Origin of the sequence: Actinoplanes sp. NPDC051513 (assembly GCF_044454685.1) — a bacterium.
Taxonomy (GTDB): domain Bacteria; phylum Actinomycetota; class Actinomycetes; order Mycobacteriales; family Micromonosporaceae; genus Actinoplanes.
Genome location: NZ_JBITDW010000006.1, coordinates 500,908 through 525,233, shown reverse-complemented (window position 1 = coordinate 525,233; position 24,326 = coordinate 500,908). Strand labels below are relative to the sequence as shown.

Annotated in this window: 26 protein-coding genes; 11 read left to right on the top strand and 15 right to left on the bottom strand. The window is 70.2% G+C overall.

The genetic code is table 11. The features are described 5' to 3' along the window. Positions 1-388: 388 nt before the first annotated feature. Positions 389-1,645: a tyrosine--tRNA ligase gene (gene tyrS / locus ACIA5D_RS22970; RefSeq protein ID WP_396032186.1), complete on the bottom strand. Its 1,257-nt coding sequence runs from the start codon at positions 1,643-1,645 to the stop codon at positions 389-391. Positions 1,646-1,705: 60 nt separating this feature from the next. Here tyrS and ACIA5D_RS22965 point away from each other — a divergent pair, with 60 nt between their 5' ends. After that, entirely contained in the window at positions 1,706-2,455 is a 750-nt protein-coding gene (locus tag ACIA5D_RS22965; protein ID WP_396032185.1) for a polyphosphate kinase 2 family protein, read from the top strand. 58 nt (positions 2,456-2,513) lie between these two features. Next, positions 2,514-3,419, top strand: a complete 906-nt coding sequence (locus ACIA5D_RS22960) for a hypothetical protein (protein ID WP_396032184.1) — start codon at positions 2,514-2,516, stop codon at positions 3,417-3,419. Here ACIA5D_RS22960 and ACIA5D_RS22955 read toward each other — a convergent pair. The 6 genes from ACIA5D_RS22955 to ACIA5D_RS22930 form a co-directional block, all read right to left on the bottom strand. Then, a complete protein-coding gene (locus ACIA5D_RS22955; protein ID WP_396032183.1) occupies positions 3,385-3,936 on the bottom strand; it encodes a Uma2 family endonuclease in 552 nt (183 codons plus the stop codon). The genes ACIA5D_RS22960 and ACIA5D_RS22955 overlap by 35 nt on opposite strands. Positions 3,937-4,014: 78 nt before the next feature. After that, positions 4,015-4,674: an adenylate kinase family protein gene (locus tag ACIA5D_RS22950; protein ID WP_396032182.1), complete on the bottom strand. Its 660-nt coding sequence runs from the start codon at positions 4,672-4,674 to the stop codon at positions 4,015-4,017. Between the two features lie 71 nt (positions 4,675-4,745). Then, positions 4,746-5,327, bottom strand: a complete 582-nt coding sequence (locus tag ACIA5D_RS22945) for a hypothetical protein (protein ID WP_396032181.1) — start codon at positions 5,325-5,327, stop codon at positions 4,746-4,748. Positions 5,328-5,366: 39 nt separating this feature from the next. Further along, complete coding sequence (locus ACIA5D_RS22940) at positions 5,367-5,864, bottom strand: type II toxin-antitoxin system PemK/MazF family toxin (RefSeq protein WP_396032180.1); 498 nt, start codon at positions 5,862-5,864, stop codon at positions 5,367-5,369. Between the two features lie 20 nt (positions 5,865-5,884). Beyond that, on the bottom strand, positions 5,885-6,631 hold the full coding sequence (locus ACIA5D_RS22935; protein ID WP_396032179.1) for a CAP domain-containing protein: 747 nt from the start codon (positions 6,629-6,631) through the stop codon (positions 5,885-5,887). Positions 6,632-6,851: 220 nt separating this feature from the next. Next, positions 6,852-7,718, bottom strand: coding sequence for a helix-turn-helix domain-containing protein (locus ACIA5D_RS22930; RefSeq protein WP_396032178.1), 867 nt, complete (start codon positions 7,716-7,718; stop codon positions 6,852-6,854). Positions 7,719-7,870: 152 nt separating this feature from the next. Here ACIA5D_RS22930 and ACIA5D_RS22925 point away from each other — a divergent pair, with 152 nt between their 5' ends. Further along, a complete protein-coding gene (locus ACIA5D_RS22925; protein ID WP_396032177.1) occupies positions 7,871-8,662 on the top strand; it encodes an SAM-dependent methyltransferase in 792 nt (263 codons plus the stop codon). A gap of 38 nt (positions 8,663-8,700) precedes the next feature. Here the strand turns inward: ACIA5D_RS22925 and ACIA5D_RS22920 are convergent, their stop codons facing one another. Next, the gene (locus tag ACIA5D_RS22920) at positions 8,701-8,868 is read right to left on the bottom strand and encodes a hypothetical protein (RefSeq protein WP_396032176.1); all 168 of its coding nucleotides are present in this window, start codon (positions 8,866-8,868) and stop codon (positions 8,701-8,703) included. A gap of 106 nt (positions 8,869-8,974) precedes the next feature. Here ACIA5D_RS22920 and ACIA5D_RS22915 point away from each other — a divergent pair, with 106 nt between their 5' ends. The 4 genes from ACIA5D_RS22915 to ACIA5D_RS22900 all read left to right on the top strand — a co-directional run bounded on the left by ACIA5D_RS22915 (position 8,975) and on the right by ACIA5D_RS22900 (position 11,277). Beyond that, positions 8,975-9,607 carry a DNA-3-methyladenine glycosylase gene (locus tag ACIA5D_RS22915; RefSeq protein ID WP_396032175.1) on the top strand — a complete coding sequence of 211 codons (633 nt, stop codon included), beginning with the start codon at positions 8,975-8,977 and terminating at the stop codon, positions 9,605-9,607. Positions 9,608-9,674: 67 nt separating this feature from the next. Next, complete coding sequence (locus tag ACIA5D_RS22910) at positions 9,675-9,824, top strand: hypothetical protein (protein ID WP_396032174.1); 150 nt, start codon at positions 9,675-9,677, stop codon at positions 9,822-9,824. A 113-nt stretch (positions 9,825-9,937) separates the two neighbouring features. Beyond that, positions 9,938-10,492, top strand: a complete 555-nt coding sequence (locus ACIA5D_RS22905; RefSeq protein WP_396032173.1) for a hypothetical protein — start codon at positions 9,938-9,940, stop codon at positions 10,490-10,492. A 23-nt stretch (positions 10,493-10,515) separates the two neighbouring features. Continuing rightward, positions 10,516-11,277: a DUF427 domain-containing protein gene (locus ACIA5D_RS22900; RefSeq protein WP_396032172.1), complete on the top strand. Its 762-nt coding sequence runs from the start codon at positions 10,516-10,518 to the stop codon at positions 11,275-11,277. 6 nt (positions 11,278-11,283) lie between these two features. Here the strand turns inward: ACIA5D_RS22900 and ACIA5D_RS22895 are convergent, their stop codons facing one another. The 5 genes from ACIA5D_RS22895 to ACIA5D_RS22875 all read right to left on the bottom strand — a co-directional run bounded on the left by ACIA5D_RS22895 (position 11,284) and on the right by ACIA5D_RS22875 (position 16,668). Further along, on the bottom strand, positions 11,284-12,099 hold the full coding sequence (locus ACIA5D_RS22895; protein ID WP_396032171.1) for an ABC transporter permease: 816 nt from the start codon (positions 12,097-12,099) through the stop codon (positions 11,284-11,286). Beyond that, positions 12,096-12,980, bottom strand: coding sequence for an ABC transporter permease (locus tag ACIA5D_RS22890; protein WP_396032170.1), 885 nt, complete (start codon positions 12,978-12,980; stop codon positions 12,096-12,098). Before ACIA5D_RS22890 ends, ACIA5D_RS22895 begins: the two co-directional genes overlap by 4 nt. Beyond that, on the bottom strand, positions 12,977-14,176 hold the full coding sequence (locus ACIA5D_RS22885; RefSeq protein ID WP_396032169.1) for an ABC transporter substrate-binding protein: 1,200 nt from the start codon (positions 14,174-14,176) through the stop codon (positions 12,977-12,979). Before ACIA5D_RS22885 ends, ACIA5D_RS22890 begins: the two co-directional genes overlap by 4 nt. After that, a complete protein-coding gene (locus tag ACIA5D_RS22880; RefSeq protein ID WP_396032168.1) occupies positions 14,166-15,191 on the bottom strand; it encodes an ABC transporter ATP-binding protein in 1,026 nt (341 codons plus the stop codon). The genes ACIA5D_RS22885 and ACIA5D_RS22880 overlap by 11 nt, the downstream gene beginning before the upstream one ends. A 64-nt stretch (positions 15,192-15,255) precedes the next feature. Beyond that, on the bottom strand, positions 15,256-16,668 hold the full coding sequence (locus ACIA5D_RS22875; protein WP_396032201.1) for an aldehyde dehydrogenase family protein: 1,413 nt from the start codon (positions 16,666-16,668) through the stop codon (positions 15,256-15,258). A gap of 121 nt (positions 16,669-16,789) precedes the next feature. Here ACIA5D_RS22875 and ACIA5D_RS22870 point away from each other — a divergent pair, with 121 nt between their 5' ends. Further along, the gene (locus tag ACIA5D_RS22870; protein WP_396032167.1) at positions 16,790-18,256 is read left to right on the top strand and encodes a PucR family transcriptional regulator; all 1,467 of its coding nucleotides are present in this window, start codon (positions 16,790-16,792) and stop codon (positions 18,254-18,256) included. Here ACIA5D_RS22870 and ACIA5D_RS22865 read toward each other — a convergent pair. Then, positions 18,245-20,164, bottom strand: a complete 1,920-nt coding sequence (locus tag ACIA5D_RS22865; RefSeq protein WP_396032166.1) for an ATP-binding protein — start codon at positions 20,162-20,164, stop codon at positions 18,245-18,247. The genes ACIA5D_RS22870 and ACIA5D_RS22865 overlap by 12 nt on opposite strands. 78 nt (positions 20,165-20,242) lie before the next feature. Here ACIA5D_RS22865 and ACIA5D_RS22860 point away from each other — a divergent pair, with 78 nt between their 5' ends. The 3 genes from ACIA5D_RS22860 to ACIA5D_RS22850 are packed head-to-tail and all read left to right on the top strand — an operon-like array spanning position 20,243 to position 22,919. Continuing rightward, on the top strand, positions 20,243-21,667 hold the full coding sequence (locus ACIA5D_RS22860) for an MFS transporter (protein WP_396032165.1): 1,425 nt from the start codon (positions 20,243-20,245) through the stop codon (positions 21,665-21,667). Between the two features lie 53 nt (positions 21,668-21,720). After that, positions 21,721-22,284, top strand: a complete 564-nt coding sequence (locus ACIA5D_RS22855; RefSeq protein WP_396032164.1) for a TetR/AcrR family transcriptional regulator — start codon at positions 21,721-21,723, stop codon at positions 22,282-22,284. After that, entirely contained in the window at positions 22,281-22,919 is a 639-nt protein-coding gene (locus ACIA5D_RS22850) for a maleylpyruvate isomerase family mycothiol-dependent enzyme (RefSeq protein WP_396032163.1), read from the top strand. Before ACIA5D_RS22855 ends, ACIA5D_RS22850 begins: the two co-directional genes overlap by 4 nt. Here ACIA5D_RS22850 and ACIA5D_RS22845 read toward each other — a convergent pair. Further along, positions 22,903-23,832: a hypothetical protein gene (locus ACIA5D_RS22845; RefSeq protein WP_396032162.1), complete on the bottom strand. Its 930-nt coding sequence runs from the start codon at positions 23,830-23,832 to the stop codon at positions 22,903-22,905. The genes ACIA5D_RS22850 and ACIA5D_RS22845 overlap by 17 nt on opposite strands. Positions 23,833-24,326: the final 494 nt, after the last annotated feature.

The following is a 24,326-nucleotide window of genomic DNA, read 5'->3' as shown; positions in this document are numbered from 1 at the left end:
TCCAAGACCCCCAAAAGGGTCCCGGGGTATAAAACTATTGGCACTGGCTTTACAAGCACCCTGTTGAGTTCTCAAAGAACAACCGCACCCGTGTTTTACCGCCCTCGGGGCACTCGCTAAACTTTACTCTCGCTTTACCGCTTCGTCAAACCCGGGAAATTTCCCGAAAATGCGAAAAGAAAAGCTCAAGCCCCGCAAAAATAGCACGGCGCTGAGCCGCGCATTTCAGGAGGTTTCCGTCAGGACGGCCGCTGCGGTGACCCCGGAGGATCCTCGCGCTCGCCCGTCTCCCTGGCGGCTCGGAAAACATTACAGGGCACCCCACCCCAGCGCCAAATCGGCCCGCTGCGAGCCGGGTCACAGCGGGCCGATCAAGAAAAAGCGCAGCTCAGGGCGAGACTTCCACGCCGGCGAACGACTTCTTCCCCCTGCGCAGCACGAGGAAGCGACCGTGCAGGAGAGCGGACGCGGGCGGCACCGCCTCACCATCGGTGATCCGCTCGTTGTTCAGGTACGCGCCGCCCTCCGCGATCGTGCGCCGAGCCTCGTTGGCCGACGCGACGAGGCCCGCCTCTTTCAGCAACGTCGTCAGGGACGGCAGCTCACCCCGTACGGAATGGAGCCCTGCCTCTGACAACGCCGACCGCAAGGTGGACGCGGAGAGCGAGTCCAGCGAACCTCGCCCGAAAAGCGCCTGCGAAGCCGTGACCGCCTGCGAAGCCTCGTCGGCGCCGTGCACGAGGGTCGTGATCTCCTCGGCGAGCGCGCGCTGGGCCAGCCGGGCTTGGGGACGCTCGGCCGTCGCCTTTTCGAGCTCCTCGAGCTCCTCGCGGGTCTTGAAGCTGAAGTAGCGCAGGTACTGCATGACGTCGCGGTCGTCCGCGTTGATCCAGAACTGGTAGAAGGCGTAGGGGGAGGTCATCGCGGGGTCGAGCCAGACCGCGCCACCCTCGCTCTTGCCGAACTTGGTGCCGTCGGCCTTGAGGACCAGCGGCGTGGTGAACGCGTGCACCGGGCCGGCGCCGCGACGGCGTACGAAATCGACGCCTGCGGTGATGTTGCCCCACTGGTCGGAGCCGCCGTATTGCAGGGCGCAACCGTGCCGCATGTGCAGCTGGTAGAAATCGTTGGCCTGGAGCAGCTGGTAGCTGAACTCGGTGAAGCTGATGCCGGTCTCGAGCCGGTTGCGCACCACGTCGCGGGCCAGCATCTTGTTGACCGGGAAATGCTTGCCGACGTCCCGGAGGAACTCGATCACCGAGGTCGGGCCGGTCCAGTCGAGGTTGTTGACCAGCTCGGCGCCGGTGGCGCCGTCGTAGGTGACGAAGGGGGAAAGCTGCTCGCGGATGCGGGCGACCCAGCCGGCGATCACCTCGGGCGGGTTCAGAGAGCGCTCGCTGGACTCGCGCGGGTCGCCGATCTGCCCGGTCGCGCCGCCGACCAGCAGCAGCGGCTTGTGCCCGGCCAGCTGGAGCCGGCGAGCGGTCATCACCTGCATGAGGTGCCCGACGTGCAGCGAGGCGGCGGTGGGGTCGAAGCCCACATAGAAGGTGATCCCGCCACCGTTGAGGGCCTCGGTGAGCGAGGCAAGGTCGGTGGAGTCCTGGATCAGGCCACGCCACTGCAGGTCGTTTACGAGAGTCACGCCTGCGATTCTCCCGCACCCGCCGGTGCGCATCACACCGGGTTTAGCCATGCTGTAGTGATGAGTCGCCTGGGCAGCGCCACCGCGCCGATCGAGATCTCGAAGAAGAAGGCCGTCACCCGGCTGGAGGAGGCGCAGGATCGCCTGCTCCGCCTGCGCCTGATCCTGGGCGGCCAGATCGGCGAGAAGCGCATCGGCCCGCCGCTGACCTGCGTCTTCGAGGGCTGGGACGCGTCCGGCAAGGGCGGGGCGATCAAACGCCTGGTCGCGCCGATCGACCCGCGGCACGTACGCGTCTCGCAGTTCGCCGCGCCCACCTACGACGAGAAGCGGCACCACTTCCTCTGGCGGTTCTGGCCGAAGCTGCCCGGCTGGGGCGGCATGTCGGTGTTCGACCGCTCCTGGTACGGCCGGGTGCTGGTCGAGCGGGTGGAGGGGTTCGCGACCAAGGAGCAGTGGCAGCGGGCGTACAGCGAGATCGTCGAGTTCGAGCGGACCCTCGTCGCCGAGGGCATGATCATGGTCAAGTTCTGGATGCACGTCTCCCCCGAGGAGCAGCTGCGCCGCTTCGAGGACCGCGCGCACGACCCGCTGCGCACCTGGAAGCTGACCGACGAGGACTGGCGCAACCGCGAGAAGCGCCCGCAGTACGAGTCCGCGGTCGAGGAGATGCTGGAACGCTGCGACCCGACCTGGGCACGGTGGCGGGTAATCCCGGGCGACGACAAGCACTACGCCCGTCTCGCCGTGGTCGAGGCGGTCTGCGACGCCATCGAGGAAGAGCTCACGAGGCGCGGTCACCAGATCTAAGCGTGCTGCTCCCCGGCGCATACCGATCTTCGGCGGCGGGGAGATCACCGTTGGCAGCGTGACCGCCCTCATCCGCCGCGACCCGCTGCGCTCGCTGCGCCTGTTCTTTCTCGTGTCCATGCTGGTCATCGGCGCGCTGATGCTGGCGCAGCTGATCGCGACCGGCGCGACGTGGGAGACGCTGCTGCTCAGCACGGGGGTGCTGGCCGGTCTTCAGCTGCTGCGGGTCTACGAGTTCGTCCACGGCCGGCTGGTCCCGCTGCCGGTCGACCTGCTCGAGCTCGTGGTGATCGCGGTCGTGCTCGTCGAGATCGGCGACGTCGACCCGGTGCTCGGCCCGATCTACTTCCTGCTGATGTCCCGGGCGGCGACCGGCGGCATGCGCCGGCTTCTTCCGATGATCGCCGGGTACGGCGTGGTGCTCCTGGTGGTCGGGCTTCCGTTCCCGGTCGGCGCCTTCGTCGGGCTGCCGCTGGTGCCGCTGCTGATCTACGGCATGCGGACGGTGCTGCTGCGCCTGCAGGAGGAACAACGCAAGCACGGCCAGATGATGGACGACGTGCTCAACCGGCTGCCGTTCCCGGTGCTGCTCGCCGACGCCGAGGGCGGGGTGCTGCTGGCCAACCCGGCCGCGTCGGCGCTGACCGGGCCGCTCGCCGAGCTGCGGGCGACGCGGGCCGGCGGGGCGCCGGTGGACCTGCCGCGGCTGGCGGCAGGGGAGTCGGGACTCGAGCTGCGGCTGACCCGGGGCGACGGGCGGGTGGTGCAGGTGGTGGCCGAGACGGTGCCGACCGCGCACGGGACGATCGTCGCGCTTCTCGACGTCACGGCCCAGCGCGGGTACGAGGAGCCATGTACGCCCAGAAGCACGCCCGCTCCGTCGGCCGCTAGCTCCGCGACCAGCTCTCGCCGGTACGCGCACAGCCGTCTCAGGCGAGGTCGTGCTCGGCCGGGCTGGTGTTGAGGAGCCACGCGAGCGGCATGGTCGCCTGCACGGCGTACTGGCCACCGGTCAGGCGATGAATGGTCACGGTCTGCGCTGAATCCTGGTCGACCACCCAATACTGCGGGATGCCCGCAGCCGCGTATTCGTTCCGCTTGGTCACCGTGTCCACACCCAGGGAGCCCGGCGAGATGATCTCGACGACCAGGAGCACATCATCGACGGGGAGCCAGACCCCGTCGACCTGGGCCTTGCTCCAGACGACAAGGTCGGGGATGCGGCCGCCGACGCCGGTGGGACCCGGAATGCGCAGGCCGACCGCCTGAGCGATTCGGTCGGCGGAAACGCCGGCCGCGGCAAGCCAGACCATCAACCGAGTTGCGATGATGGCATGGACATACCCCGGCGGCGGCAGGATCGAGAGCACTCCCTCGGGGCTGATCTCATAGCGGTGGTGCTCGTCGGCGGCCATCATCGCCGTGAGGTCATCGAGCGTCACGACCGCGGGCATGTGCCTGCCGACAGCCTCTGAGCTCATGGCCGCATCCTACCGAGCCCCGATGCCGCGCTGGAACCTCACGCTCGCCTCGCTCCGGCCCCCACGTCGATACAGGCCCTAAGTGGGGCGGTTCGCCTGGTAGGGCGGGAGGTTGAGGGCCGCGCGGATCTTGGCCTGGACCTCTTCGACGGGTGGGCGGGCGTCGATGTCGTGGACGAACTCCTTGCGGCGGAAGAGCTCCAGGACCGGGCGGGTCTTCTCGTTGTAGTCGCGCAGGCGGGCGTCGAGGGCCTCGGGGGTGTCGTCGGCGCGGGTGATGAGCTCGTGACCGCAGATGTCGCAGCGGCCCTCGACCTCGGGGCGGTCGGCGATCAGGTTGTAGTCCATGCCGCAGTTCGGGCAGAGGCGGCGGCTCAGCACGCGGCGGCGGACCTCGTCCTCGGGCAGCTCCAGGTGGATGACGCCGTCGATGTCGTAGCTCTCCATGAAGAACTCGGCCTGGCGGCCGTTGCGCGGGAAGCCGTCGATGACGAAGCCGTAGTTCCAGTCATGCCGGTCGAGGCGCTCGCGGACCACCGCCTCGACCATGTCGTCGCCGACCAGCTCGCCGGCGGTCATGATGCGGCGGACCTGGGCGCCGAGCTTGGTGTGGTTCTGCACCTGCCAGCGGAAGATGTCGCCCACGGAGATGTGCACCAGGTCGAGGTCGTCGCAGAGCATCTCGCTCTGGGTGCCCTTGCCGCTGCCCTGCACGCCCATGATCACGTACTTGCGCATCGGTCCGCCCTCCTCAGTCGGTGGCGCCTCAGCCGGTCGCGCCTCGTCGGTCGCGCCTCGTCGGTCGCGCCTCAGTCGGTCGCGCCGATTCGCAGCGGACCGGGCGCGGGGCGCCCGGTCAGCGTCGTCGGGTCAATGCTCCAGGCATCGGCAACCCTGAGCACGTCCTTCTCGCCCACCAGAACGGTCGTGTCCTCGTCGAGCTCGGCGGGCAGGCCCGCGTCCCGCTCGGCCGGGCCGGGCTCGCCGTGCCACGAGGTCACCTCGCCGGTCTGCCCGACATACCCGAAAGCGCGGATCAACTCACCGCCGGCGGCGCGCTGCCAGCGGTGCAGCTCGGTCACCCGGTGGGTGGCGAAGAACTGCACCTCGGTGCCGAGCGTCGCGGACAGGCCGATCACGTCGACGTGGGCGCTCGGCAGAAGAAGCCGGCGGCCGGTCGCGAGGACCCAGGTGATGTCGCGGGCGCCGGGCAGCGGCGGGGTCACCGCCACCCGGTTGTCGGTCAGATGCGCGAGGTCGATGCCTTCGCGCCACGGCACCGGGCCGAGATCGCGCAGCCCCAGCGCCTCGATCACGGCCACCGGGTCGTCGCCGGCCACCGCCAGCCACGCCTGTTTGCCACCGAAACCGACCATCACGCCCTCGCCCATGGGCACAACGCTATCCGGAACGCGCGGACTGCTGTCCGGTCACGCCCAGCCGTAACCCTTGCGCAGCTGTGCGGCGACCCGGTCGAAGCGGCCCCGGTCGAGGATCGCGCCTTCCCGGCGGATGCCGTCGCCGTCGATGTCGAGCACCCGGTCGAGCCGGATCCAGCTGGGCCGATGCTCACGGTCCCAGGCGCCGGGGCCGAGCGCCAGCCAGTTGCGCCGGCCGTCGTGCTCGCTCTGGCTGGACAGCATCAGCGCGTACACGTCGTGGCCGTTGCGGCCCACCACCAGGACGGGCCGGTCCTTTCCCTGGCTCGGGTCGTCCTCGTAGGGCACCCAGGTCCAGACGATCTCGCCGGGGTCGGCGTCGCCGTCCAGATTCGGCGAGTACTCGAGGTGCCGGCCGCCGCGAGGCTTCGGCAGGTGACGCGTCGGCCGTGGGGTTCGCTGCGCGGGCGCCGTCCCGGCGCCGGCGCGTGGTCGTGCGGCGGGGGCCGGGCGCGTCTTGCGGAAGAGGGACTTGAGAATGTTGGCCACGGCAGCACTCTAGAGGTGCTTCAGTTCACGAAGTCCTGTGTCATCCAGGTGATGCCCTGGGAGTCGCGGACGATGCTCAGGCCGATGCGCTTGAAGCCCGTGTTGAGCAGGTTCTTGCGGTGGCCGTCGTTCGGCGGGACCTCGGCGAGCATGCTGTCGGTGAGGCCGTTCGCGGCCCTGATGATCTGCGCCTCGCTCGAGCCGCTGGAGCCGAAGCCGATGTTCTCGCCGGCCGATGACCACTTGACGCCCTGGGCGCTGAAGCGCTCGCCGAGACCGGACTCGCCGGAGCACTGGTGCTCGAGCCCGCAGCCGTTGATCATCAGCTGGTTGTGCAGGGCGGACGCCTTGGAGAGGTTGGCGTCGATGGTGAGCGGGGAGAGGCCTTCGTCGACGCGCGCGGCGTTGATGTGCGCGAGGACGGAATCGAGGATGTTGTCGCCGGTCTGGGGGACGCTCGCGGCGGCCTTCTTCGACGATTTGCTCGGCTTGGGGGTGACGCTCGTCTTCTTCGGGGCCGGCTTCTTCGTCGGGGTGATCGACTTCGCCGGAGAGGGCGAGGACGACAGCGGCGCCGGCTCCACCGAGACAGCAGGCTCCTCGGAGACGACAGGAACCAACGGCTCCTCGGCGCCCGTCGCCGTCGTGGCGGTCTCGGCCTCGGCGTGGCGGCTCAGGCCGATGACCGTGAACCCCGAACCGATCACCACGGCGGTGGCGCCGGCCACCAGCGTGTAGCGGAAACGGGCGGCAGCGGACAGCGACACGGGTGGGCACCTCGGCAACGGAAGCGAAAATCGGGCAGGGGACAACGCCCGTTCACTATGGGTGCGCGCCCTGCATCGTACGCGCGAGCTAAAGAGCCCTTAAGAAAGGAATCACGGAGATCTAAGGACCGGCCGAGGCCGGTCGCGGTCCTTGCTGTCTGGTACGGCCACGACGCCGGGAAGGTTCACCGCGGCCTCGACGCCGACGACGCCGGAAAGATCACTCACCGTCGCTCTCCTTGATCACGGAGCGGATGAGGTCGTCCGACTCGTCCTGGCTCAGCGCGATGGCTTCGAGTTCGACCCAAGTCGATTCGTACGCCTCCACGTCTGCGAGTTTGTCTAGGTAGAGCGCTCCGGTCAGGCTCTCGCAATAGATGGTTGTCGGTTCGGGCGAGGCGGCGCCGACGGCCGGGAAATCGAGGATGGTGAACTGCCCGGAGCTCGCTGCCTTGTGCGGCCCGGCCGCGAACGGGATCACCCGGACCCAGACGTTCGGGCGGGTCGAGACGTTGACGAGGTGGGCCAACTGCTTGCGCATGCCGAGCCGGTCGGGGATGGCGCGGCGCAGCACGCCCTCGTCGAGGATCACCTCGAGGACCGGCGCCGTGGGGTCGTCGCGGTTGAGCAGCCGCTGCCTTTCCAGGCGTACGGCCACAGCGCCGCGGCCCGAGCCCGCCGAAGTGCGAAAGAGGCACTCGGTGTACTCGGGGCTCTGCAACAGGCCGGGGATCACGCTGGGCGCGAACCAGCGGAGGCGGCGGGCGGCCTGCTCCATGCCGACGTACAGCTCAAACCAGGCGGGGACGACATCGCCGTACGCGTGCCACCAGCCCTTGGCCTTCGACTCCTGCGCCAGGCCGATCAGCACCTCGGTCATCCGCGGGGTGGCGCGGTACACCGTGCACATCGCGATCACGTCGTGCTTGCGGACCGGGACCTCGCCGTTCTCGATCCGGTACATCCGGGCGCGGGAGAACTCCAGCTCCTCGGCCGCGGCCATCAGCGTGATGCCGGCCCGCTCGCGCAGTTGGCGCATGAGGCGGCCGACCTGGCGGCGCGGAACGGTCGACCCGGTGTCTGACATGCGCGCGCCCTTCGAGAATTCCTGAGCGAGATTCCCATCGTGGAACACAGAGTAGGCGCTTGATCGCTCTTCGTGAATGCCAACATTCGCGAAGGATGCTCGCGTTGGCTCGCATGATCCTCTTAGGCCGGTCTCCTTTAGAATCGCGAGCCATGAGCGACAGGTTCGACACCGGCGTGGCCCACCCGGCCCGGCGCTACAACTACTGGCTGGGCGGCAAGGACAACTTCGCGGCCGACCGGGAGTCGGGCGACCTGCTCGCGAAGTCGTACCCGGCGGCGCGGATCGCGGCGCGGGCGAATCGGGCGTTCCTCGGGCGAGCCGTGGGCCATCTGGCCGCCGACGCCGGGATCCGGCAATTCCTCGACATCGGTACGGGGCTGCCGACCGCCGACAACACGCACGAGGTGGCCCAGCGGGTCGCCCCCGAGTCGCGAATCGTCTACGTCGACAACGACCCGATGGTGATGGTGCACGCGCGGGCGCTGCTGACCAGCACGCCCGAGGGCGAGACCCGGTACATCGAGGACGATCTACGCAATCCGGAGAAGATCCTCGCCCAGGCCCAGATCCTCGACTTCGACGAGCCGGTCGGCCTCATCCTGGTCGCCGTCGTCCACTTCCTGCCCGGCCAGGAGCAGGCTTCCGCCATCGTGCGGACGCTGCTCGACGCGCTGCCCTCCGGCAGCCACCTGGTGATGTCCTGCGCGACCACCGACTTCCTGACGCCCGAGCTCAAGGCGAACTGGGACGAGTCGCTGCGGACCGGGCGCTCCGACGTCCACCCGCGCACCCGCAGCGAGTTCGACGAGTTCTTCGCGGGACTCGAGGTGGTTTCGCCGGGCGTGGTCGCGGTCAGCGAGTGGCGGCCCGATCCCGCCGCCACCGAGCACGCGACGCCGGTCGAGGCGTCGATCTTCGGCGCGGTGGGACGCAAGCCGTAAGCGGTGGGACGCAAGCCGTAAGCGGTGGGACGCAAGCTTCAGCCCGTCGCTGCCAGCTCCTGGCGGCTTGCCGCCGGCTCTTTTCGCGTACAGCCGGAGCGGCGCGCTATGCCGTACTCGGCGAGCAGGTCGCGCACGGCTTCGGCGCTCACCTGGGCACGTTCGGCGATCTGCGGGCAGGTCAGGCCCTGGGCCAGGGGTCGCACCGGCAGCACCCCCTTTGTTTCTGGGGCAAATCGTCCCATGCCGGATCTTTGCCCAAAAACGATTGCCGGTAAACAAGCAGTTCGGGGGGTGTGCTTGGCTTGCGGGGTGGACTACTCCTGGCTGCGCCTGCCCGCCACCGCCGTCGACTCCGCCGCCCGCGAACTGCTCGGCTGGCGCCTGGCCGCCAACGGGGTCACCGTGCGGCTGACCGAGGTCGAGGCGTACAGCGGGCTCGGCGAAGACCCGGCCAGCCATGCGCACCGCGGTCCCACGGCCCGCAACGAGGTGATGTTCGGCCCGGCCGGGCGGCTCTACGTGTACCAGATCTACGGCATGCACTTCTGCGCCAACGTGGTGTGCGGCGAGGTGGGCCGCGCCGCGGCGGTCCTGCTGCGGGCCGGTGAGGTCGTGGACGGCCTCGAGACGGCCCGGCAGCGACGCCCAGCGGCCCGCAAAGACAGCGACCTGGCGGCCGGTCCGGCCAAGTTGATGCAGGTCCTGGCACTGAACCGGAACGCCAACGACACCTCGGTGATCGACGGAACCGGCCCGGCGACGCTCTTGCCGCCGGGGTCTCCACCCGGCTCGATCGCGGCCGGTCCGCGGGTCGGCGTCACGTCGGCGCTCGATGTCCCGTGGCGGTTCTGGATCGCCGGGGACCCGACCGTCAGCACCTACCGGCGGCACACGCCACGGTCCCGGAAAGTGTCGGAGGTGGCTGGTAGACCGGGGGCATGACAACAACGACCCGGCGCTGCACGACGACCCTGCGCTGCACGACGACCCGACGCTGCACGACGACTTCGTGCTGTTCGGCGGGCCGCCGCTCGAACCGGGCGAGTCGCCGCTGCCCCTGCGTCTGCTGTCGGCCCAGGCCTCCGCCGACGGCACGCTCTGGCTCCGCTACGAGACCGACCGGCCCACTGCCCATGAGGAGGCGCCGATCGGCCGCTGAGCCACGGCCATCACCTGGAGCCCGGCGACCAGTTTGCCGGGCGCGGGCGGATCCGTGGCGGACCGGCGGGAAACGGCCACGCAGGGGGCGGCGGCCCGCTAGCGTCCGACGTGATGATCCCGCATCGGTTGTTGGTTCTGTGCAGCGCGATGTGCTCGGTCGGCGTGGTCTGGGCGGGCGTGCTCATCGCGGCGCTGCTCGCTGGGGTCCGGCTGGCGCCCACGCCGGTGGCGGTGCTGGTCGCGGCCGCGCTCGCCGTGCCCGGCGCGATCGCCGGGGTGATGGGGAACCGGTGGTACTACCGCACCACCCGCCCGCGTAGCCCGTGGAGCCTCACCTCCTGGGTGCCGCCGCACGTCCCGCACTGGGCGTCGATGCTCGCCGGCGCCCTCTTCTTCGGCTTCTGGCTGTCGGTGGTGGTCGCCTTCGCCGGCCTCGACGGCAACGCCGAGATGCGCGACGGCCGGTACGTGCTCGACCACAACGGCCGCATCACGGTCATCAACCAGGCCGACTACCAGCGCCAGCTCGACCACGAGCAACAGATCTCCCTCGGCGTCCTGGGCGCCCTCGCCGTGGGCGGCACGTTCATGACCGGGGCGGTGCTCACCCACCACGCCGCGCCCGAGCCGACACACACTCAGTCGGCCGGCATGCCGCTGGCGTGACGATTCACTGCTACCAATGAATGATGAGCAGCGACTACCCAGGGTCGATCAACACGGTCAATCAGATGGCGCCGTCACCGCGGCACGTGCGGGCGACGCTCGGCGGACGGGTGGTGGTCGACACCACCCGGGCCGTCTACCTGTGGGAGCATCCGAACTTTCCGCAGTACTACATCCCGATCACCGACATCGCGGCCGACGTGCTCGTCGACGAGAACCATGAGCGGCGGCTCAGCCGGGGGCTGACGCGCCGGTTCGGGCTGAGGGTGGGCGACGTCCACCGGCCCGCGGCGGCCCGCCTGCACACCGAGGAGCCCTACGCCGGGCTGGTGCGGTTCGAGGAGGACGCGCTCGATGCCTGGTTCGAGGAGGACGAGGAGATCTTCGGGCATCCGCGCAGCCCGTACCACCGGGTGGACGCGCTGCGGTCCAGCCGGCGCGTGCGGGTCGAGCTGGACGGGGTGACGCTCGCCGAGTCCTCCTCGCCCGTCCTGCTGTTCGAGACGGGGCTGCCGACCCGCTACTACCTCTCGCGCACCGACCTGAACATGGCGGCGCTCGAGCACACCGGCACGCAGACGCTCTGCCCGTACAAGGGCCGCACCAGCGACTACTGGGCGGTGCGCACCCCGGCCGGCGTCTACGCGGATCTCGCCTGGTCGTATGCCTTCCCTGCGCCGGCGGTGGCGGCCATCGCGGGGCTGGTCGCGTTCTACAACGAGAAGGTCGACCTCCACCTCGATGGGCAGGCGCTGGAACGCCCGGTCACGCCCTTCTCCCACTGACCGGCCCTACGTGCGGCTGGCGCCGGCCTCCGGGCCGGCCAGGCGCTGGGCGAACCAGACGGGGATCACCGAGAGGACGATCAGGATCGCGGCGACCACGTTGACGACCGGGGCCTGGTTGGGGCGGAACAGGTTGTTGAAGATCCAGATGGGCAGGGTGGTGATGCCGGGGCCGGCCGTGAAGGTGGTCACGATGATCTCGTCGAACGAGAGGGCGAACGCCAGCAGGCCGCCGGCCAGCAACGCCGAGCGGATCAGCGGGAAGGTCACGTACCGGAAAGTCTGGCCAGGGGACGCGCCCAGGTCGGCCGAGGCGTCCTCGAGGCTCGTTCCGGTGCGGCGCAGCCGGGCCAGCACGTTGTTGTAGACGATGACCACGCAGAAGGTGGCGTGGCCGACGATCACCGAGAACAGGCCCTTGCCGAGGCCGAGCGGCTCGATCACCGAGCGCCAGGCCGAGTCGAGGGCGATGCCGGTGACGATGCCGGGCAGCGCGATCGGCAGGATGATCAGCAGGGACACGGTGTCGCGGCCGAAGAACTTGAAGCGCTGCACCGCGAACGCCACCATGCTGCCCAGCACCAGAGCGATCGCGGTGGCGCCGAGGCCGGCCTTGATCGAGGTGAGCAGGGCCTCGCGCGCGCCGGTGTTGTTCCAGGCGGCGGACCACCAGCGGGTGGTGAAGTCGTGCGGCGGCCAGGCGAACGTACGGTCGCCGTTGAACGAGTTGACCAGCACCAGCATCAGCGGCACGTAGATGAACAGCAGGCCCAGCGCCATGAAGCCGCGCAGCGCCCACCGGGACCAGGCGGACAGCGTCACAGCTCCTCCAAGGCGCCCGAGCGGCGGACCGCGACCAGGTAGATGACCATGATCAGGACCGGGACGGTGGCGATCGCGGCCGCGAAGGGCAGGTTGTTGGCGGCGCCGATGTTCGCGTACACCAGGTTGCCGAGCAGTTGGGTCTTGCCGCCGACGATCTGGACCGTGATGTAGTCGCCCAGCGACAGCGAGAACGTGAAGATCGAGCCGGCGAAGATCGAGGGCACCAGGATCGGCAGCACGATCGCGCGGAACGTGCGCCCGGCCCGCGCGCCGAGGTCGGCCGAGGCCTCCAGCATGGAGTCGGGCAGGCGTTCCAGGCCGGCGTAGATCGGCAGGATCATGTACGGCAGCCACAGGTACGACAGCACGAGGATCACCGCGAACAGGCCGTAGCCGGGTCCGTTGCCCGGACCGCCGAGCAGCCAGTCGATCGGTCCGCCGTTGGCCAGCAGCACGCGCCACGCATACGCCTTGACCAGGTAGCTCGCCCACAGTGGCGTGAGGATGGCGATCACGAGCCACTTCCGGGAGCGAGGCGAGGCGACCTTGGCCATGAAGAAGGCCATCGGCACCGCCAGCACCACGCAGATCACCGTGACCGCGGCGGCCACGCCGAGGCTGCGCAGGGCGACCCGGCGGTAGACCTCCTCGGTGACCAGCGTGCGGAAGTTGTCGAGGCTGAACACCTTGACCAGGTCGCCGGTGAAGGTGTTGACGCTCCAGAACGCGGAGATCAGCAGGACGGCGAGCGCGCCCAGGTAGGCGACGACGAGCCACAGCACGGGCGCGGAGAGAAGTCCGGCCAGGCGCAGCCGGGGGTGGCGGTGGAGGAACGACCCGACCTTGCGGCCGGGTCGTTCCGCGACGGTCGACGTCATCCCTTGATCGTCGTCCAGGCCTGGGTCCAGGCCGAGTAGTCCTTGCAGGTCACGTCCTTGCGCCCGTCGAGGCACTGGGCGATCGGCGTGGTCCAGTACCAGACGTTGGAGAAGTACGCCTCATCGTCGGCGTGGAACGTGGTGCAGAAGTTCTTGTCGGCCGTCTGCTGGCAGGCCAGCTTGTTGGCGGGCGCCTCACCGAACCACTCGGCGACCGCGGCGTTGGCCTTGGGCGAGATGATGTGGTTCATCCAGAGGTAGCCGCAGTTCGGATGCTTGGACTTCGACGAGATCATCCAGGTGTCCGACCAGCCGGTCGCGCCCTCGGACGGCAGGATCGCCTCGACCGGCGCCTTGTCGGCCTGGGCCAGGTTGGTGATGATCTGCCAGGTGGTGCCGAGCACGGAGTTGCCGGCCTTGAACGCCTGCACCTCCTTGGTGTAGTCCGACCAGTACTCGCCGATCATCTTGTTCTGCTCGGTCAGCAGGTCGGTGGCCGCCTTGAACTGGGTGTCGTCCAGCGCGTACGGGTTCTTGATGCCCAGTTCCGGCTTGGTCTTCATGAGGTACAGCGCCGCGTCCGCGATGTAGATCGGCGAGTCGTACGCGGTGATCTTGCCCTTGTAGGGCGAGCTCGCGTCGAAGACCGCGGCCCACGAGGTCGGCGCCGGCTTGACCACGTCGGTGCGGTACATCAGCAGGTTGGCGCCGCGGCCGTGCGGCACGCCGTAGGGCACGCCGTCGACCGAGTTCCACTGCTTGTTCTTGAGGCCGTCGAAGACGTCCTTGTAGTTACCGATCAGGTCGGTGTTGACGGGCGCCACGTCGCCGCCGTAGATCAGCCGCAGCGAGGCGTCGCCCGAGGCGGAGACCACGTCGTACTCGCCGGTCTTCATCAGCGTGACCATCTCGTCCGAGGTCGCCGCCACCTTGTTGTTGACCTTGCAGCCGGTCTCCTTCTCGAAGTCGGACACCCAGTCGACCTTGGGGTCGGTGGAGCCGTCCTCGACGTAGCCCGCCCAGGAGATGATGTTGACCGAGCCCTCGCCGGCGCCGAGCGCGGACAGCTTGTCGATCTTGGGGACCGCCATGCCGCCCGGCCCGCTGCCGGAGCCACCCCCGTCATCGCTGCCACCGCAGCCCGCGAGCACGAGCATGCCCGCCGCCAGCGTCGCGATCAGAAATCTATGCCGCATCTGCGCTCTCCTTTGAGTTGGGGATCTCGATGACGTGCTCTTCGAGCCAAGTCAGATGGACCGGCTTCCCCCGCAGTTCGGCCAGCGCGGCGGTCCCGGTGCGCTGGTTCTGCTCGACGACCGTCACCCGGGCGCCGGCGTCGAGGTCGACGACGTAGCGCGTGACCGGCCCCGCGTAGATCACCTCGGCGACCGTGCCGGGGACACCGGACGAGGCCAGCGAGATCTTCTCCGGCCGGATGGAATATGTCCCCTTTTTCCCGACAAGCGCCTCGGCGACCGACCCCGTCAGCAGATTCGACGTCCCGACGAATCCGGCGACGAACGGTGTCGCGGGCTGCTCGTACACCGACTCGGGAGTGCCGATCTGAGCGATCCGGCCGGCATCGAAGACCGCGACCCGGTCGCTCATCGTCAAGGCCTCGTCCTGGTCGTGGGTGACGAAGACGAACGTGATGCCCACATCGCGCTGGATCTGCTTCAGCTCGACCTGCATCTGCTCGCGCAGCTTGAGATCGAGGGCGCCGAGCGGCTCGTCGAGCAGCAGCACCTTCGGCCGGTTCACCAGGGCGCGCGCCAGGGCCACGCGTTGCCGCTGCCCACCGGACATCTCGCTGGGCTTTCGCGATGCGAAGCCCTCCAGCCGTACGGAGGCCAGCGCGCCCTCGGCACGTTCGCGCCGTTCCCGCTTGCCCACCTTGCGGACCTTCAGGCCATAGGAGACGTTCTCCAGAACGGTCATGTGCGGGAACAGCGCGTAGTCCTGGAACACGGTGTTGACGTCGCGCTCGAACGGGGCGAGCTTCGTGACGTCCCGCCCGCTCAACGAGACCGTGCCGGCGGTGGGCAGCTCGAAGCCGGCGATCATCCGCAGCACCGTGGTCTTGCCGGAGCCGGACGGCCCGAGCATCGAGAAGAACTCACCGTCGGCGATCTCCAGATCGATCCCGGCGACGGCCTCGACCGCCCCGAACGACTTACGCAAACTCGTCAATCGAATAGCGGGAGTACTCATGCCGAGCCTTCCTTTCGCATGCCCTCCTGGCCCTTCGCTCCTTCGTCCACTTCGGTGCAGTCGGTCATGCGCTCACCATCACGAATCGGAGTTCCGTCATCTCGTGCACCGCGTACGCGGGCCCTTCCCTGGTGTTTCCCGCGTCGCGCAACCCGCCGTACGGCTGCTGGTCGGCCCGGAACGTCGGCGCCTGATTGATCAGCACCCCGCCGAACGCGAGCTCGCGCGCCGCCCGCAGCGCCGCGCCCAGGTCGGACGTGAAGATCCCGGCCTGCAGGCCGTAGTCGCTGTCGTTGGCGAGCGCGATCGCCTCGTCGAGGTCCCGGTACGGGGTCACGGTGATCACCGGTCCGAACACTTCCTGCCGGTAGACGTCGAGGTGGCGAGGCGGATCGGCGACGACGGCGGGGGTCAGCAGCGCCCCGCGCCGCTTCCCGCCGGTGACCTCGGCGCCGGCCTCCCGGGCGGCCGCGAGCCAGCTCTCCACCCGGCGGGCCGCGGTCTCGGAGATCAACGGCCCGACCTCGGTCTCCTCGGCGAGCGGATCGCCGACCGTCAGGGTCGCGACGGCAGCCCGCAGCCCGTCCAGCAGCTTGTCGTAGATTTCGTGACTGGCCAGGATGCGCTGCGTGGAGATGCAGCTCTGCCCCGCGTACGAAAAGCCGCCTTGTCTTGTAGCGGCGATCACGCGATCGAGATCGGCGTCGGGCTCGACGATCAACGGGGCGTTGGAGCCGAGCTCGAGGAGCACGCGCTTGTGGGGTGCGAGCTCCTCGATGCGGCGTCCGACGGGGACGCTCCCGGTGAAGGTGATCAGCGACGGACCCTGGTGCTGCACCAGCGGCGTGCCGGCATCGGCGCCGGTCCCGGTGACGACCGAGATCCAGTCCGCCGGCAGGCCCGCCTCGACCAGCAGGTCGACCAGGCGGATCGCGGAGACCGGCGTCAGCTCGGCCGGCTTGAGCACCACCGGGCACCCGGCCGCGATCGCCGGCCCCAGCTTGTGCGCGACCAGGTTGAGCGGAAAGTTGAACGGCGAGATGGCCGCGACCACGCCGATCGGGTGCCGCAGCGCGAAGCCCAGCCGGCCCACGCCGCTCGCCGAGGCGTCCATCGGGATCACCTCGCCCGACAGCTTGCGCGCCTCCACCGCCGAGAACCGCAGCGTGTCGACGCAGCGCCGGGTCTCGCCGCGGGCGTCGCGGATCGGCTTGCCGGCCTCCCGGGCGATCGTCACCGCGAACTCCTCGATGCGCTCGGCCAGCAGCTCGGCCGCCCGCTCGAGGACCTCGGCCCGCCGGTGCTGCGGGAAATCCCCGCGGCCCAGCGCCGCCTCGGCGGCCGCCACCGCCTCGGCGACGTGGTCGGCGCCCAACGCCGGAACACGTGCGACGGGCGCCCCGTCATAGGGGCTGAGCACCTCGATCCACTCGTCGGCGCTCACCGGGCGCCCACCGATCCGGGCCGGTATCTGCATCACGGAGCCTCCCGGTGGGCGCGCTGTGTTGCAGGACACCGTATTGGGCCTCGCCGATGGTCGTAAATGGATGTCCGTACAGTCCTTACGCCGAACTGTTGTGCGGTCGTACAGTCCGCGGGTGACCCTGCGCCTCGCCGACGTGCTCGCCGACCCCGATCTGAGCCTGCGGCTGGCCGACGGCGACGCCGCGGCGCTCAATCAGACGGTCCGCTGGTGCGCGGTCACCGAGCTGGCCGACCCGCGCCCGTTCCTCTCCGGCGGCGAGCTGGTGCTCACCACCGGGCTGAGCCAGCTCGACGATGCGCGGCAGCGCCAGTTCGTGTCGCGGGTGGCCGAGCGGCGGGCGGTCGGGCTGGGCTTCGGCATCGGGCTCACCCACGACCGGATCCCGGCGGCCACCCTCGCCGAGGCCCGCGACCGCCGGCTGCCGGTGCTGGAGATCCCCTACTCGACGCCGTTCATCGCGGTCGACCGGTTCGTTGCCGACCGGGTGCTCGAGGAGCAGTACGGCCGCTTCGCCGACCTGCTCGACGAGCACGACACCCTCGCCCGGGCGCTGTTGTCCGGCCGCGGGCTGGGCGCGCTGATCGGGTCCCTGCACCAGATCCTCGGCGCGCCCGCGATGGTCGTCGATGTGTACGGGCGGGTGCTCGCCACCGCCCCGGCCAGCGCGGCGTGGCCGGTCGAGCAGATCCTGTTCGCCGCGCGGGCCGGCGCCTCGGGGGACACGCCCATGGCGGTACCGGTGAGCGTGGAGGACAGCGTGGTCGCGTACCTGTGCTGCCGCCGACCCCGGCGCTCGGCGGATGTCCTTCCCTATGCCGTCTCCCTCGTCGGCCTGGAATTGGCCCGCCGCCAGGCGGAGCTGGCCGGCAAGCGCCGGCTGGCGGGACAGGTGCTGGAAGATCTGGTGCGCGGGACGATCGGCGGCGCCGAGGCCGAGCGGCGGCTGTCCCCGTTCGGGATCCGCGCCGAGGACGAGCACGCGCTGCTGGTCGCCACCGCCGGAAAGCTCGGCGACCAGCGCAAGCGCCTGGTGGCGAGCCCGCCGATGACCGGCGGCACCACCGCGGTGCTGGAGGACTGCCTGATCGCGGTGCTCGAGCCGGGCCAGTCCACCCGCGAGGCCGCCCTGCTGCTGCAGGACTACCTGAGCCGGCACGGGTCGGACGTGCGGGTCGGCATCGGCGGCTGGTACGCGGGCACGACCGGCCTGCGCTGGAGCTACTACGAGGCGCACGAGGCGATGAACCGCGGCCCCGGCATCAACGAGCGCGAGCAGATGAGCCTGTCCGGCCTGCTCGTGGCCAGCGAGGACGTGCCGCTGCGCGACCTGGCCCAGGAGATGCTGCGGCCGCTGCGCGACTTCGACGCCACGCACTCGGGCTCGCTGGTCGCGACGCTGCGCGCCTACCTGGACGCGGACGGCTCGGTGGCCGACGTGGCGACCCGGCTGATCGTGCACCGCAACACGGTCCGCTACCGCATCGAGCAGATCGAGCGGCTCACCGGCCGGTCGCTGGCCCGCACCGCCGACCGCGTGCAGCTGTGGCTGGCGCTGGCCGCCTCGGACCTACTGAGGTAGACGGACCGTCACGATCGTGCCGGTGGACTCGTGCGAGGTCAGCGCGATGGTGCCGCGGTGCCGCTCGACCACCACCCGGCACAGCGCGAGGCCCAGCCCCGAGCCCGGGATGCCGGTGTGCCGGGCGTTGCCACCGCGGTGCAGCCGCCGGAACAGCTTGGCCTGCTCGGCCGCGGGGATGCCGGCGCCCGTGTCGGCGACCGTGAGCACCGCGGTGAGCTCCTGATCGGCGAGCGACACGGTCACGGCCGAGCCCGGCGGGCTGAACTTGATCGCGTTGCTGAGCAGGGCGTCCACCACCTGCCGCAGTCGCTCGCGGTCGCCGGGCACGCTCACCGGGTCGAGCCGCGCCGTCTCCACCGCGATCCCCCGATCGGCCGGCGCCGCCCGCATGGCCTCGCGGACCACCTCGGCGAGGTCCACCGGCTCGGCGGCGAGCGGGATGTGCCCCGACTCCAGCGCCGCCACGTCGAGCAGCTTGTCGATCAGCTCGCGCAGCCGGGCGCTGTTGCGGTGCACCACCTCGAACAGCTCGCGCACCTCGCCGAACGGCGCGTCGTCCGGCGTCTCGGCGATCAGGTCGATGTACGAGCCGATCGAGGTCAGCGGCGTACGCAGCTCGTGCCCGGCGAGCGCCATGTACTCGTCGGTCGCCGCTGCCAGGTGCCGGGAGAGGATCTCGGCCCGGCGGTGCTCGAGGAACGTGCCGGTCACCGCCGCGATCGCGGTCAGCAGCACGCCGAGCGCCGGATCGGGGTCCTGCCGCGTCCGCGAGCAGAAGGTGATCGCGCCGATCACCCGGTCGCCGCTGCGCACCGGGACGGCCCCCGCCGACCGGTAGGCGGCGTTCTGCACGATCTGCGGCAGGACCGGCGCGCCCGGGGCGAGGATGTCCGGCACCCAGATGAGCTCGCCGCTCTTCCAGCATTGACCGGCCAGGCCCTGCCCGCGCGCGAAGCTGCTCGGCAGGGGCGGCGGGTGCTCACCCGCGGCGGCGTACTCGGCGGCCGGGCGCAGCAGGTCGGTCACCTCGTCGACCAGCCACAACCGCAGGTAGGTCCAGCCCATCGTGGTGCCGATCGCGGCCAGGATCCGGTCGCCGGTGCCGGGTGAGTCCGGATCGGCGGCCAGCGCCTCGAGGACCTTGTTCTTGCACTCCTCGTACTGCTGGGTGCGATGCCGGTCGGTGACGTCGTGCGCGGCGCTGACCGCGGCGACGATCTCGCCGTTCGCGTCCCGCACCGGCCGGGCGTTGACGGTGTAGCAGAGGACGCGGCCCTGCGGGTCGTTGGCCAGCAGCCCGACCTGGTCGACGTGCTCGCCACGCAACGCCACGGTCACCGGCCAGCATTCCTCGGGCAGCGGGCTGCCGTCGGCCTGGCGCACCCCTACCTGCCGGCCCACCGCGCTCAGCGGAGTGCCGGACTCGCCCAGGCCGAGGGCCTCCCGCATCGCCCGGTTGACCAGCAGCATCCGGCCGCCGGCGTCGAAGGCGATCACCCCCGTGTCGAGGCAGTCCAGCACGGCGTCGAACATGGCCCGCCAGTCGGGCGGCGGCCTCAGCGCGGTCAGATGCCCGCGGAGGGCCTCGCTCAGCGCGGGCACGCTGAACGGCTTGCCGACCACGCCCACCGCGCCGCTGGCCGTGAGTCGTGGGTCGCCCGGCAGCAGGAACGCCGTGATGAGCACGACCGGGGTTTCGTTCCGCACGGCGGCGCAGAGGTCGAGGCCGTTCAGACGCGGCATGTCCACGTCGGCGATGAGCAGGGCCGGGCCGCGCCGGTGGACCGCTTCCAGGGCCTGCTCGCCGTCGTCGACCACGAAAACGTCGTGTCCGAGCCGCCGGACCACTTCGGCGATGACTCTCTGATGATCGAGGTTGTCCTCAGCGACCACAACTAATGCCACATGGCAATCATATTATCGTACAAATTACTATTTTTTATCATTGGGTGAACTCAGGAAGCTTGGGTAACTTGGCTTCACGTGCCAGGTAACTCCATCGGACTGCGGTCCGAGCGCGGTCCGGTCCTCGCCGCCGTCATGCTGTCCACCGCGCTCGTCGCCATCGACGCGACGATCATCGCCACCGCCGTGCCCTCGATCGTCGACGACATCGGCGGGTTCGCCGAGTTCCCCTGGCTGTTCTCGATCTACCTGCTCGCCCAGGCCGTCTCCGTCCCGATCTACGGCAAGCTCAACGACCTGTTCGGCCGCAAACCAGTCATCCTGTGGGGCATCGGGCTCTTCCTGCTCGGCTCGATCATGTGCGGGGTCGCCTGGTCGATGTGGCCGCTGATCGCCTTCCGGGTGGTGCAGGGCCTCGGCGCCGGCGCGATCCTGCCGACGACCATCACGATCGTGGGAGACCTCTATTCCGTACGGGAACGGGCGAAGGTCCAGGGCTATGTGGCCAGCGTGTGGGGCATCGCGTCGGTCGTCGGCCCCGCGCTCGGCGGCATCTTCAGCGAGTACGTCTCCTGGCGCTGGATCTTCTTCGTCAACATCCCGCTCTGCCTGCTCGCCGCCACGATGATCGGCCGTGGCTTCCACGAGCGCGTCGAGCGCGGCCACCCGGTGATCGACTACAAGGGCGCCGGCCTGCTCGCGCTGGGCCTGGCCCTGGTCATCCTCGGCGCGCTCGAGGGCGGGCAGGCCTGGGCGTGGGACTCCCCCGCGAGCATCGCCATCCTCGCCGTCGGGTTCGCCGCGCTGGCCGGCTTCGTGCTGGTCGAGCGCACCGCCCCGGCGCCCATCCTGCCGCTGTGGGTGTTCCGGCGGCGGCTGCTGGTCTCCAGCGGCCTGATCTCGGTCGGGATCGGCGCGATCCTGTACGGCCTGAGCTCCTACATCCCCACCTACGTCCAGGACGTCCTCGGCACCGGCCCGCTGGTGGCCGGCTTCGCGCTCGCCACGCTGACCCTGGGCTGGCCGGTGGCCGCGAGCCAGGCCGGCCGCGTCTTCCTGCGCCTGGGCTTCCGCCGGTGCGCCGCCATCGGCACGGCCGTGGTCGTGGCCGGCAGCCTCCTGCTCCTGCCGCTGGGCAGCGAGTCGGCCGTGGTCACCGTGGCCGCGATCTGCCTGGTGATCGGCCTCGGGATGGGCCTGACCGCGTCGCCGACGCTGATCGCCGCCCAGGCGAGCGTGGGCTGGGCCGAACGCGGCGTGGTCACCGGCAGCAACATCTTCCTGCGCTCACTGGGCAGCGCGGTCGGCGTGGCCGTCTTCGGCGCGATCGCCAACGCCACGATCGGCGCGGGCCATGTCGACCCGGCCACGCTGACCACGGCGGTGCATCGCATCTTCGTCGGGATCGTGCTGGTCGCGGTGGTGATGTTCGGGCTGTCGATGCTGATACCCCGCTCCGCCGACAACGCCATCACCGCGCCCGAGCCCGTTCTCGCCGACTGACTTTCTCACTACGATGGTAGTGATACTGACTACGATCGTAGTAGGCTCGCGACATGAGGCGCGAGCAACTTCTCGACGCGGCCATCGCCGTGCTCGGTGGGTCGGGCATGCACGGGCTCACCCACCGGCGGGTCGACACGGCGGCGGACGTGCCCGCCGGCACCACGTCCAACCACTTCCGCACGCGCGACGCGCTGCTCGACGCCGTCGTCGTGCGGTTCGCCGAACGCGAGCGGCACAACGCCGAGGCCATCGCCGCGCGGCTGCGGCCCACCAGCCCCGAAGAGCTGGCGCTGGCGCTGACCGAGATGGCGCAGGCCGCCGCCGGGGAGCATCGCGAGCTCACCCTTGCCCGCTACGCGATCCTCGTCGAGGCCGGGACGGCGCCGGCGCTGCGGGCCCAGCTGCTGCAGACCGGCGCGGGGGTCAATGCCTGGTTCATGGCCTGGCTGCGCCTCGCCGGGTCGGCCGACCCCGAGCGGGACGCGCCGATCATCATGAACCACTGGACCGGGGTCGTCCTGCACGAGCTCGCCGTGCCGGATCCCGCGTTCGACCCCACCGAGCAGATCACGGCGCTGGTGACGCGCGTGCTCGGGGCGGGGGCGCGGGCATGACCGAGGACGAGATCTGGCAGGTCATCCACGCCCGGCGGCTCGGGGTGGCCGCGCTTCTCGACGACCTCGCCTCCGACGAGTGGGCGCGGCCGTCGTTGTGCGCCGGCTGGACCGTACGCGATGTCGCCGCCCACCTCACCATGCAGCAGATGACGCTGCGCGACGAGCTCGCCCTGCTCCTGCGGTGGCGCGGAGGCGGCATGGACCGTCTCACCGCCGGCGCCGCCCGCCGCAAGGCGGCCGCGCGCGAACCCGCGGAGCTCGCGGCCGAGATCCGGGAGACCGCCGCGGCCCGGCGGCGCAACGCCGGCGTCACCTGCCGGGAGACCCTCGCCGACCTGCTGATCCACGAGCAGGACATCGCCCTCCCGCTCGGCCGGCGTCGCGACATGCCGCCGGCGGCGGCCGCCGAGGTGGCCACGCGACTGCTGACGATGCGCTTTCCGCCACCCCTTCCCTCCGTACGGCAGGTGGCCGGCCTCCGCCTCGCCGCCACGGACGTCGCGTGGACACACGGTGACGGCCCTTCGCTGCAGGGGCCCATCGCGGCGCTGCTGCTGACCATCGCCGGGCGCACGGCGGCGCTGTCCGAGCTCTCCGGACCTGGCCTTGCAAAGATCAGCAGTTCTCCTTGATATCCAGGGAGTGGTCGGCCTCGAGCAGCGCGTTCGAATCTTCCGAGGCACTGGGCCGCGGGGCCGCCTCGGGCCGGGTCGGCGCGAGCAGTCCGCGGTCGAAGGCGACGCAGTCCACCCAGGCCGAGTACGACTTGCTGGCACCGACCCACATGCCGTGGTCGCCCGCGCGAAGGTTCTTGGTGGCCGGGAACTCCCAGTTGACCTGCTCGTGCTCGGCGGCGATCGGATGGCCGGGGCCCGCGAAGGCGTACACCCAGATGAAGTTCGTCGTCACGCGCAGCGTGCGGAGGCCGTCGGCCATCACCGAGCTGTAGGTCACCCGCCCGCTCACCCGCGGCTGCTCGCGCGGATCCAGCTTCACGGACGGATCGATCCAGGTCGCGACGCCGCTGAACTTCGCGTTCTTGAACCACCCCGCCACCTGACCCCGCTGATTGGGCGCGAGCAGCGCGATCAACCGCGACGGATCGTGGCCCGTCAGCATCATGTCGTCGAGCCGCCCCGCGATCAGCGCCTTGCGCACCTGCTTGAGGCTCTTGTCGACCTCTGCGGCCGTGAAGCCGGTGACCGCAGTGGCTTTCGGCAGGGTGATACCGGCCGCCCCCTTGGGATAGGACGCCGCCGGCGTGCCGGCGAAGGGGTCCGTCGGGGTTGCGCTTTCCGACGTGGTCACGGTGATGCCGCTGGGCACGCTTGCTTTCGGGTACGCGGTGTCCGCGGCGCCCGGTTCCGCCGAGAACATCCGGGGTACGGCGAGAGCGAGCAGCACCGCCAGCACGACCCCGGTAAGCAGCCAGGGCGCCCTCCGCGCGACGCCGCTCCACCGGCGTTTGCGGCGCTCCCGGCGTTCGGTCTCCTGCGCCCAGTCGGCCAGTTGGGCAAACGGATCCGGTGTCTCATCCCCAGCCATGTGTCTCCCGCCAGGCCCCCGAACGATGCGAAGCGCATCATTATGACGCATCCCAAGATCCTTTGCGGACCGCCCCGTCCTGGCTGCTTCCGCCAGCCCCGCTGTCGACATTTCGCCGCCGGGGGTTGCCCATGCCGCATCGCCCGATCCGGCCCCACCCTGCTAGCCCGCAGCCCGCAGCCCGCTGCCCTGCAGCCCGCTGCCCGATCACGGTCGGCGCGGCCCGGTTGCGGCAGGCTGGTGGTTGGGCCGGGTTGCCATGGTCCGGCGCCTGCGCGGTCGCGGTAGCTGCAGCCAGTCGCGCATTGTGGGCAGCACCGTCAATGGCCCTGGTCCAAGAGGCGGAAATCACCGATGCTTGATCGCAGCGGCGATCAGAATGGCATGATCGAACGCGATTCCAGGCTTACCGCCGCATTCCCTGAGGTGGGATAATTTTGGAATGCGGCAGCTGGAGTTATTCACCAAGTCCCAAGTGGCAGAAATGCGCGACC

Excerpts from the sequence above, each read along its gene's own strand:
- ACIA5D_RS22880 (WP_396032168.1), bottom strand. The coding sequence starts at position 15,191 with ATGAGTACTCCCGCTATTCGATTGACGAGTTTGCGTAAGTCGTTCGGG.
- ACIA5D_RS22900 (WP_396032172.1), top strand. The coding sequence starts at position 10,516 with ATGAGCAGCGACTACCCAGGGTCGATCAACACGGTCAATCAGATGGCG.
- ACIA5D_RS22845 (WP_396032162.1), bottom strand. The coding sequence starts at position 23,832 with ATGGCTGGGGATGAGACACCGGATCCGTTTGCCCAACTGGCCGACTGG.
- ACIA5D_RS22905 (WP_396032173.1), top strand. The coding sequence starts at position 9,938 with ATGATCCCGCATCGGTTGTTGGTTCTGTGCAGCGCGATGTGCTCGGTC.
- ACIA5D_RS22965 (WP_396032185.1), top strand. The coding sequence starts at position 1,706 with ATGAGTCGCCTGGGCAGCGCCACCGCGCCGATCGAGATCTCGAAGAAG.
- ACIA5D_RS22850 (WP_396032163.1), top strand. The coding sequence starts at position 22,281 with ATGACCGAGGACGAGATCTGGCAGGTCATCCACGCCCGGCGGCTCGGG.
- ACIA5D_RS22925 (WP_396032177.1), top strand. The coding sequence starts at position 7,871 with ATGAGCGACAGGTTCGACACCGGCGTGGCCCACCCGGCCCGGCGCTAC.
- ACIA5D_RS22945 (WP_396032181.1), bottom strand. The coding sequence starts at position 5,327 with ATGGGCGAGGGCGTGATGGTCGGTTTCGGTGGCAAACAGGCGTGGCTG.
- ACIA5D_RS22855 (WP_396032164.1), top strand. The coding sequence starts at position 21,721 with ATGAGGCGCGAGCAACTTCTCGACGCGGCCATCGCCGTGCTCGGTGGG.
- ACIA5D_RS22890 (WP_396032170.1), bottom strand. The coding sequence starts at position 12,980 with ATGACGTCGACCGTCGCGGAACGACCCGGCCGCAAGGTCGGGTCGTTC.
- ACIA5D_RS22930 (WP_396032178.1), bottom strand. The coding sequence starts at position 7,718 with ATGTCAGACACCGGGTCGACCGTTCCGCGCCGCCAGGTCGGCCGCCTC.
- ACIA5D_RS22885 (WP_396032169.1), bottom strand. The coding sequence starts at position 14,176 with ATGCGGCATAGATTTCTGATCGCGACGCTGGCGGCGGGCATGCTCGTG.
- ACIA5D_RS22950 (WP_396032182.1), bottom strand. The coding sequence starts at position 4,674 with ATGCGCAAGTACGTGATCATGGGCGTGCAGGGCAGCGGCAAGGGCACC.
- ACIA5D_RS22875 (WP_396032201.1), bottom strand. The coding sequence starts at position 16,668 with ATGCAGATACCGGCCCGGATCGGTGGGCGCCCGGTGAGCGCCGACGAG.
- ACIA5D_RS22955 (WP_396032183.1), bottom strand. The coding sequence starts at position 3,936 with ATGAGCTCAGAGGCTGTCGGCAGGCACATGCCCGCGGTCGTGACGCTC.